Genomic DNA, 7,214 nt, shown 5'->3' with positions numbered 1-7,214 from the left:
AAATTCAGGGACTTTTTCCCTGAAAATTAGGTAATTGACCACCTGAAAATGGGTAAAACCCCACACCCCACACCCCAACCCCCAACCCCCAACCCCCAACCCCCAACCCCCAACCCCCAACCCCCACCGAAAAACTTTTTCAGCAGACCCTAGATAAGTATTTTGACTCACGCCCCTTCCTCTTTTGAGACGTTGTGACACTTGGGGTGCGGAATCTCGGTTACAAAAAGTAACAGTATGTGAAAGCCTTGGGAATCAAGCACTTTCGATGGCTAAAATGCAACTTTTGTGTCAATTATCACCTTTTATTTATTGTGGGGATTGCTATCAAGTGGGAAGTCTGCTACTCTCATGACAGATTTTTATTCGCAGGAAAGATAACTATGGCATATCCCAACGATCAACAAGGTAAAGCACTTCCTTTCTTTGCTCGTTTCTTGTCCGTAAGCAAAGAGGAATCTTCCATCAAGTCTCCTTCCCCTGAGCATGAGATGGCCGCCACATACAAATTCCCTTCTGACTGGGAAGATTGGTAATGATTTGGTAGTAGTGCCGTAGGAAGATTTTTAAACTCAGAGCACTTGAGTAATTACCCGTACAGACAAAAAGCTAAAGGAGCCACTAAGCAAGGCTTGCAGCCAAAAAAACAGCACGTTGAGATCCTCAGAAGTGCTGTAAAGTAACTTTAGTAATTACTCAAGAAAAAAACAAATACTGCAATTAGTTAAGCAAAAGCAAGACTTTTTGCAGTATTTTATTGAGATTCCGATCAATAAAAATTAACCCAAAAGCCTTAAAATGTGTTAACCTACAGGAATTTCCCACTGATATGAAAGAATCGCCTAAAGTTGTTTTATTGTTGACCCATAGCGGCGATTTTTTCACCATTGACCGCGTGGCTGAGGCGATAGAAAAAAAAGGAGCCACAGCTTTTCGCTTAGATACCGATAAATTTCCCTTAGAGGTTCAATTAGCAGCCCAATTTAATGGTAAAAAAAGTTTTTATCAATTAACCTATAACCATCAATCTATTGATAGTGAACAGGTGCAATCTGTTTGGACAAGACGTATTTGGCAACCTGAACTAACAGGGGATTTAGCTCCTCAGTTTCGGGAGGCTTGTGTGCGAGAATCCCAGACGACTTTGTCCGGTTTTTGGGATAGTTTAAGGTCAGCGCGTTGGTTAGATAATTTAGCTAAAATTGAGAGGGCTAAAAATAAGTTATTACAACTTCGTTTGGCCTCAGAAGTTGGCTTAATTATTCCCCCTACCTTAGTTACCAATAATCCTGATGCTGCCCGGGAGTTTTTTTCCCAGGTTCAGGGACGAATGGTGAGTAAATTGTTAACTGCGATCGCCCACAGCATGGAATCGCCGGAATTTTTTCTTTATACCAGTAGGGTGAAAGCAGAAGACCTTGAGGAAGCGGAATCTTTACGCTATTGTCCTATGGTTTTTCAAGCGGAAATTCCCAAACAATTAGAATTGAGAGTTGTCGTGGTTAATGGACAGACATTTGTGGGAGCTTTAGAATCTTCTCAGTATAATAATTCTGCCGTAGATTGGCGAAGACCGGGTATTGATCCAGGTGCTTGGCAACATCATACTTTACCCGATTCACTATTGCAGCAACTTCAGATTTTTATGGCTAATTTAGGGTTGAATTTTGGGGCGTTTGATTTTATCTTAACTCCCGGGGGAGAATACGTTTTTTTAGAAGTTAATCCGGGTGGTGAGTGGGGAATGTTAGAACGGGATTTAGATTTACCTATTTCTCAGGCGATCGCCGATTTTTTAGTATGCTAAAAATCAAACCAAAACCTAATCAGGATTTTGAGGATTTTAGGATTATCAAGATTCTCAATCCAAAATCTAATCAGGATTCTCAATCCAAAATCATCAAGGAGATTTATGACCGTTTTACTTGTTACTTTTAGCCACGATAATGAAAGTATTCCTCTGGTAATCAAAGCCATAGAAACGATGGGTAAAAAAGCCTTCCGTTTTGATACTGATCGCTTCCCTACAGAGGTGAAAGTTGATCTTTACTCAGGCGGTCAAAAAGGCGGAATTATTACCGATGGAGAACAAAAATTAGAGCTAAAAGAAGTTTCTTCTGTTTGGTATCGACGCATGAGATACGGACTAAAATTACCCGATGGGATGGATAGTCAATTTCGCGAAGCTTCTCTTAAGGAATGTCGGTTAAGTATTCGAGGAATGATTGCTAGTTTATCTGGCTTTCATCTTGACCCAATTGCTAAGGTAGATCATGCCAATCATAAACAATTGCAGTTACAAGTGGCGCAACAATTAGGTTTATTAATTCCGGGGACTTTAACTTCTAATAATCCTGAAGCTGTCAAGCAATTTGCTCAGGAGTTTGAAGCAACAGGAATTGTGACTAAAATGCTTTCTCAATTTGCTATTTATGGAGACAAGCAAGAGGAAATGGTTGTTTTTACCAGTCCTGTTACTAAGGAAGACCTAGATAATTTGGAAGGTTTGCAATTTTGTCCCATGACTTTTCAGGAAAACATTCCTAAAGCTTTGGAATTACGCATCACTATCGTCGGTGAACAAATATTTACGGCGGCGATTAATTCCCAACAATTAGACGGCGCTATCTACGATTGGCGAAAAGAGGGAAGAGCGCTCCATCAACAATGGCAACCCTACGATTTACCGAAAAATATTGAAAAGCAACTACTAGAATTAGTGAAATATTTCGGTCTTAATTATGGCGCAATTGATATGATTGTCACACCAGATGAACGTTATATCTTTTTAGAAATTAATCCCGTTGGTGAGTTTTTCTGGCTAGAACTTTATCCTCCTTATTTTCCTATCTCCCAGGCAATCGCTGAAATCCTCGTCAACGCATAAACCAACTAATACAGAGTCAGAGTATCTTATCGCAATTATCCTATCTGGTGAGGGACAGAAGTTATCGCTTTTCAATTAGGAATGGGGAGCGGAGAACAGGGAAGAAAACTGGCGTACCTGATGACTCTGAATACCGCTATAAGTGTCACCGATGGGAGTGCGGGTGAGGTGAGGATTTGACTTGAGTAAGACGGCAATATATGTTACTATCACAGGGTAATCGCAGCTATATTGAAAAAGCTGCTACTCAAAACTAGGAACGACCATGAATTATCCCAATACCGAACAAAGTAAAGCAATCCCCTTCTTTGCTCGTTTTTTATCTGCGGACCAAGACGAGGCTCCGACTCCTGATTCCCCCCCCGATTCTGAACCCGCTCCCGTTTGGACTTGGAAATGGCCTTCTGACTGGGAAGATAGTTAATTAATTTAAAGATTGTTTTCAGTAATTCAGACAGAAAACAACCACCGCCATAAGTCAAGCAGGAGTAAGATTTATAGCGGTTTTTTGTTCTATTTAGAGTTTGCTAAACAAGTCAATTTGCCAGTGGAGGCAGCAGGGTAGAGGAGGGAGAAAGTGCTTAGTCAACTCAAAACTACTCTTCAGCAATTTCGACTTCTTTGGGAGCAACGGGTTCTTCGGCAGCAATTTCTACTTCAATAGCCTTTTTTAGGTTAAGTTTTAGAACTTGAGAAATTGGTAAACCTTCCACCTCATTAATCAGATATTCTTGAGTTTCTGTTTCACGACGCTTGAGATAGACTGTTTTTAGCAGTGCCTCAATGCCATAACCCGTCACAATGTCACCAATAATGGTAGAGAGGCCTAAGACCCCAAGTCCACCAATTAGTCCCAGAGGACCGCCTAACCCAAAAAGTGCGTAAATCATAGGATAGGCAGTAACGCTGGATGCGGCAACGGCAATAATGAAAATAATACCGGGGAGTCCCAGAGAAGCAAGTTTTTGAACAACTTCATCCAGAGAAATTCCCCAGGAGACAAGTTTTTTGTTGATTTCTGCGGGATTAATTCCCAGAAAATCATTGGGAATGACCGTTTCAGTAGTTTCCGTCATTGATGAGACTCCTAAAATCACTAAGTTGGATTGGTTGGTCGGGATTTCAGTCATATGTCAAGCCTAATTGAGATGTTCTTAACCTGACTTTTAAAACCATTATATATCAGCTTGTAGGATGCGTTAGGCGATAATAATCTTGACAACCGCCGTAACGCACCACTTTTAAATTTTTGAAATACCTGATAAGGGTTAAGAAAAACTTTTCGATCTACTTAATTTCCAGACCAAGACTTTCTCTCTTGCTTCTATCAGATCCATGCCGATTTTTTCTAAAACTCGCTTTGAGGCTATATTATCGGGAGCGCAGCCAGCGGTCACTGTTTGCATACCAGGTTGAGAAAGTGTCCAGTCCATCATTGCTTTTGTCGCCTCAGATGCGTAGCCTTGTCGTCGATATAACGGCGCTACTTGATAGCCAATTTCTACAGCATCTGTGGGTAAACCTGTGACATCAGGAATAATTTTGATCATCACATGACCAATAAGGGTATTTTCTGTTTGATGAATAATTAAACTCCCCCACCCCCACTCATTTTGTAAGGGGAATTGCAGCAAAATATTCGCAATATCAGGGAAAGCTTGAATCAAATCTTGTTCGGCCCAGTCAGCAGCAACTTTTACCCCCAAAATTGTTGCTAATTCATCGATACTTATGATTGCCGCTTTCATAAGTTCAAGCTTTAAGGGGACTAAATATAATCGTTCCGTCACCAGTTTTTCCAGTGCTTTCATTTGATAAAATTCCTATACCAGTTATCAGTTATCAGTTATCAGTTATCAGTTATCAGTTATCAGTTATCAGTTATCAGTTATCAGTTAGTAGCTTGTTAATCAACTTACCCAGCAAAAACCTCATTCTCTAGTTCTCCTGAGAGGGGGAAGTCTGAAAAATTTTCCCTACCCCCCACACCCTGTCTCACTTTCAATCTGTTTGTCAACCCATTAGCTATATTCTCACCCATTTTAAGGTTTTTGGGTCTTTATCATAATGATAATTAAAACCATCTTTGGCAGTAATGATTTTACCTAAACTGGCTCGATTACGAACGCTACTTAAAGAATAATCAGTTAGGGACTGCATTTGTTGATGGGACAAACCTTCAGTTATTTCAGAAACTCCGGCAATTTCCGCATCATGCTCAGTTTTAACCTCAGACAAAGTCTCTATTTTTACCGCCGAAAAATTTTCTGATTTTTTTGACATCATCACTATGTTATTAACTTTTTTGCGCTGATAATCTTCTACCGTTGACAGCTGCCAATGGGAATTTTCTGTTAACTCTAAGACCCATCGATGATAATTAAATAAACTTTCCCGATGACCAACACTAATAAAAGTGGTTTTACTTTCCTGTAATTGCTGATATAAGCTGGCTTCATTTACCAAATCTAAAGCGCTGGTTGCTTCATCTAAGATAGTAAAAGTGGGTTTAGTGATTAATAGTCGAGCAAAAGCTAGTCTTTGCTGTTCTCCGAGGGATAAAATCTGTTCCCAATTGACTTCTTTGTCTAAGCTATTTTTGTCAGTTAATAAATGTTGAAGATTGACTTTTTTTAAGATATTTTCTAATTCTTCATCCCTCAGTTGCTCATTGGTATGGGGATAAAGTAATTGCTGGCGTAAACTGCCAAGAATAATATAAGGACGTTGGGGTAAAAATAACATTTCAGCTAAAGGAGGACGTACTAAACGACCACTACCAGCTTTCCATAAACCGGCGATTGCTCGTAACAAGGAACTTTTTCCTCGACCACTCGGACCAATAATGAGTAGGCTTTCTCCCAAAGGGACAGAAACCGATAAATTCTCCACAATTACCTTTTCATAATCGGGAGTTTGTAGGGTAAAATTTTCAAAAGCTAGACGATTATCTTCCAGGGTGGTAATGCGACTTAAGTTTTTCGGATCTTCACTGGCAACTTTTAAGGCATCTGTCAAGGTAGCTAACCGTTCAATATAACTTGAAACTTTACCCGATGTTCCCCATTCAGTAATTAATTGTCCCAAGGCATTAGAAAAAAGGAAACAGCATAAACTCGCTTGACTAATTTCCCCATAATCGATTTCGTTTTTAATAAACATGGGGGTCAAAATAAACATTGAAAATACACTAATCGCTGACTGATAACCCCGATTAAAAAGATTATTAAACCGTTCCCAATTTATCAGTTTTTCCGAGCTTTGAATAACCCGTTGAAAACGGCCTTCAATGATTTTTTCTTCCTGCTCTTCTCCCTGAAAAAAAGCAATGGATTCGGCGTGGTTACGCACATGGGTTAAAGCATAATTATAATCAGCTTTATTATTAAGCTCAGATTGATTAATTTTGTTTAATTCTTGAGTTAGATAAATTGCTATTAAATTTCCTGCGATCGTATAAATTATTAGATAAACCGCAATTTGCCGAGAAATTGTCCAAAGAATAATCGCAAAAGTAATCATTTGTAACCCTTTTTCCACGAAGGTAATTAAAAACCTCATGGTCATGGTCGTAATTGGTTCAATTTCTTGAGATAATCTTTGATCGGGATTTTTTAAAGCTGAGGTAAAATCAATGTTATAATAAGCGCGATGATTGAGATATTTTTTAACGGTTTGTTTCGTTAACCACTTATACCAATCTAAGGCTACTTTGCGACGAATAAATTGAGAAAAAGCAAATAACCCCGTTGTTAATATAATCAACAAACTGGATAACCACAGCGTATTTAGATATTTAGAAAGATCTCTATCTTCAATAATAATATCGAGTACATAACGATTCCAGTAGCTACTAAAAGCTTCTACCCCCACCGTTGCCAAGATACTTAAAAGGATCAAAGCTGACATTCCCCAAGAAATGATCACATCTCCAAAGGCACGTCCATTTAACTCCGTTGGATACCAATAGGGTTGAGCCACAATTTTTAGGCTTTCCCAAAATTGACCAAATAGTGAAAAGGGATTCTTGGAGGACTGGTCGGACACCACAGGGTTTTCCGTTGCTTTTTTAGTGGTATATTGGGACATCTACATCCAATTGGTGGTTACTCTACTGTTCTCTTGACAACTCAATATCACATTGTAGCGGGAGAATTACCTCTTGTTGTCTTTTGATAACATTTTTATCTCGAAGATGAAAGTGACCTTTGACATCCTCACCGCCGTAAACGGACGGTGATTCCCAAACCTCACGATTTAGGTTTCTGCTTCTTTCCCTTGCGGGGTTCCGCACCTGCCTTAACAGAGTAAATCTGTTCTGGTCTTA

At 39.4% G+C, this 7,214-nt stretch carries 8 protein-coding genes; 4 read left to right on the top strand and 4 right to left on the bottom strand.

Annotation, left to right across the window (positions count from 1 at the left end; translation table 11 throughout):
• Positions 1 to 383 precede the first annotated feature (383 nt).
• The 3 genes from EWV84_RS10105 (at position 384) to EWV84_RS10095 (ending at position 2,887) form a co-directional block, all read left to right on the top strand.
• Positions 384 to 536, top strand: coding sequence for a microviridin/marinostatin family tricyclic proteinase inhibitor (locus EWV84_RS10105; protein WP_287077888.1), 153 nt, complete (start codon positions 384 to 386; stop codon positions 534 to 536).
• Between the two features lie 293 nt (positions 537 to 829).
• Positions 830 to 1,807 carry an MvdC family ATP-grasp ribosomal peptide maturase gene (locus EWV84_RS10100; RefSeq protein ID WP_287077887.1) on the top strand — a complete coding sequence of 326 codons (978 nt, stop codon included), beginning with the start codon at positions 830 to 832 and terminating at the stop codon, positions 1,805 to 1,807.
• Positions 1,808 to 1,912: 105 nt separating this feature from the next.
• Complete coding sequence (locus EWV84_RS10095) at positions 1,913 to 2,887, top strand: MvdD family ATP-grasp ribosomal peptide maturase (protein ID WP_287077885.1); 975 nt, start codon at positions 1,913 to 1,915, stop codon at positions 2,885 to 2,887.
• Positions 2,888 to 2,962: 75 nt separating this feature from the next.
• Here EWV84_RS10095 and EWV84_RS10090 read toward each other — a convergent pair whose 3' ends face one another.
• On the bottom strand, positions 2,963 to 3,100 hold the full coding sequence (locus EWV84_RS10090) for a hypothetical protein (RefSeq protein WP_004158186.1): 138 nt from the start codon (positions 3,098 to 3,100) through the stop codon (positions 2,963 to 2,965).
• Between the two features lie 52 nt (positions 3,101 to 3,152).
• Between EWV84_RS10090 and EWV84_RS10085 the strand changes: the two genes are divergently transcribed.
• Positions 3,153 to 3,311: a microviridin/marinostatin family tricyclic proteinase inhibitor gene (locus EWV84_RS10085; RefSeq protein WP_004158188.1), complete on the top strand. Its 159-nt coding sequence runs from the start codon at positions 3,153 to 3,155 to the stop codon at positions 3,309 to 3,311.
• A gap of 172 nt (positions 3,312 to 3,483) precedes the next feature.
• Here the strand turns inward: EWV84_RS10085 and EWV84_RS10080 are convergent, their stop codons facing one another.
• From EWV84_RS10080 to EWV84_RS10070, 3 genes are all read right to left on the bottom strand, one after another.
• Positions 3,484 to 3,963 carry a hypothetical protein gene (locus EWV84_RS10080; protein WP_004158189.1) on the bottom strand — a complete coding sequence of 160 codons (480 nt, stop codon included), beginning with the start codon at positions 3,961 to 3,963 and terminating at the stop codon, positions 3,484 to 3,486.
• Positions 3,964 to 4,155: 192 nt separating this feature from the next.
• Positions 4,156 to 4,698 (bottom strand): GNAT family N-acetyltransferase, encoded by a 543-nt coding sequence (locus EWV84_RS10075; RefSeq protein WP_287077884.1) that lies wholly within the window; start codon positions 4,696 to 4,698, stop codon positions 4,156 to 4,158.
• A 214-nt stretch (positions 4,699 to 4,912) separates the two neighbouring features.
• Complete coding sequence (locus EWV84_RS10070) at positions 4,913 to 6,976, bottom strand: ABC transporter ATP-binding protein/permease (RefSeq protein WP_287077883.1); 2,064 nt, start codon at positions 6,974 to 6,976, stop codon at positions 4,913 to 4,915.
• Positions 6,977 to 7,214: the final 238 nt, after the last annotated feature.

This window comes from Microcystis sp. M_QC_C_20170808_M3Col (assembly GCF_007095505.1).
Classification (GTDB): Bacteria; Cyanobacteriota; Cyanobacteriia; order Cyanobacteriales; family Microcystaceae; genus Microcystis.
This window is presented reverse-complemented; position numbering and strand designations above follow the sequence as displayed.

Coding starts and splice junctions, on each gene's coding strand:
- EWV84_RS10105 (WP_287077888.1), top strand. CDS start 384: ATGGCATATCCCAACGATCAACAAGGTAAAGCACTTCCTTTCTTTGCT.
- EWV84_RS10100 (WP_287077887.1), top strand. CDS start 830: ATGAAAGAATCGCCTAAAGTTGTTTTATTGTTGACCCATAGCGGCGAT.
- EWV84_RS10095 (WP_287077885.1), top strand. CDS start 1,913: ATGACCGTTTTACTTGTTACTTTTAGCCACGATAATGAAAGTATTCCT.
- EWV84_RS10085 (WP_004158188.1), top strand. CDS start 3,153: ATGAATTATCCCAATACCGAACAAAGTAAAGCAATCCCCTTCTTTGCT.
- EWV84_RS10080 (WP_004158189.1), bottom strand. CDS start 3,963: ATGACGGAAACTACTGAAACGGTCATTCCCAATGATTTTCTGGGAATT.
- EWV84_RS10075 (WP_287077884.1), bottom strand. CDS start 4,698: ATGAAAGCACTGGAAAAACTGGTGACGGAACGATTATATTTAGTCCCC.
- EWV84_RS10070 (WP_287077883.1), bottom strand. CDS start 6,976: ATGTCCCAATATACCACTAAAAAAGCAACGGAAAACCCTGTGGTGTCC.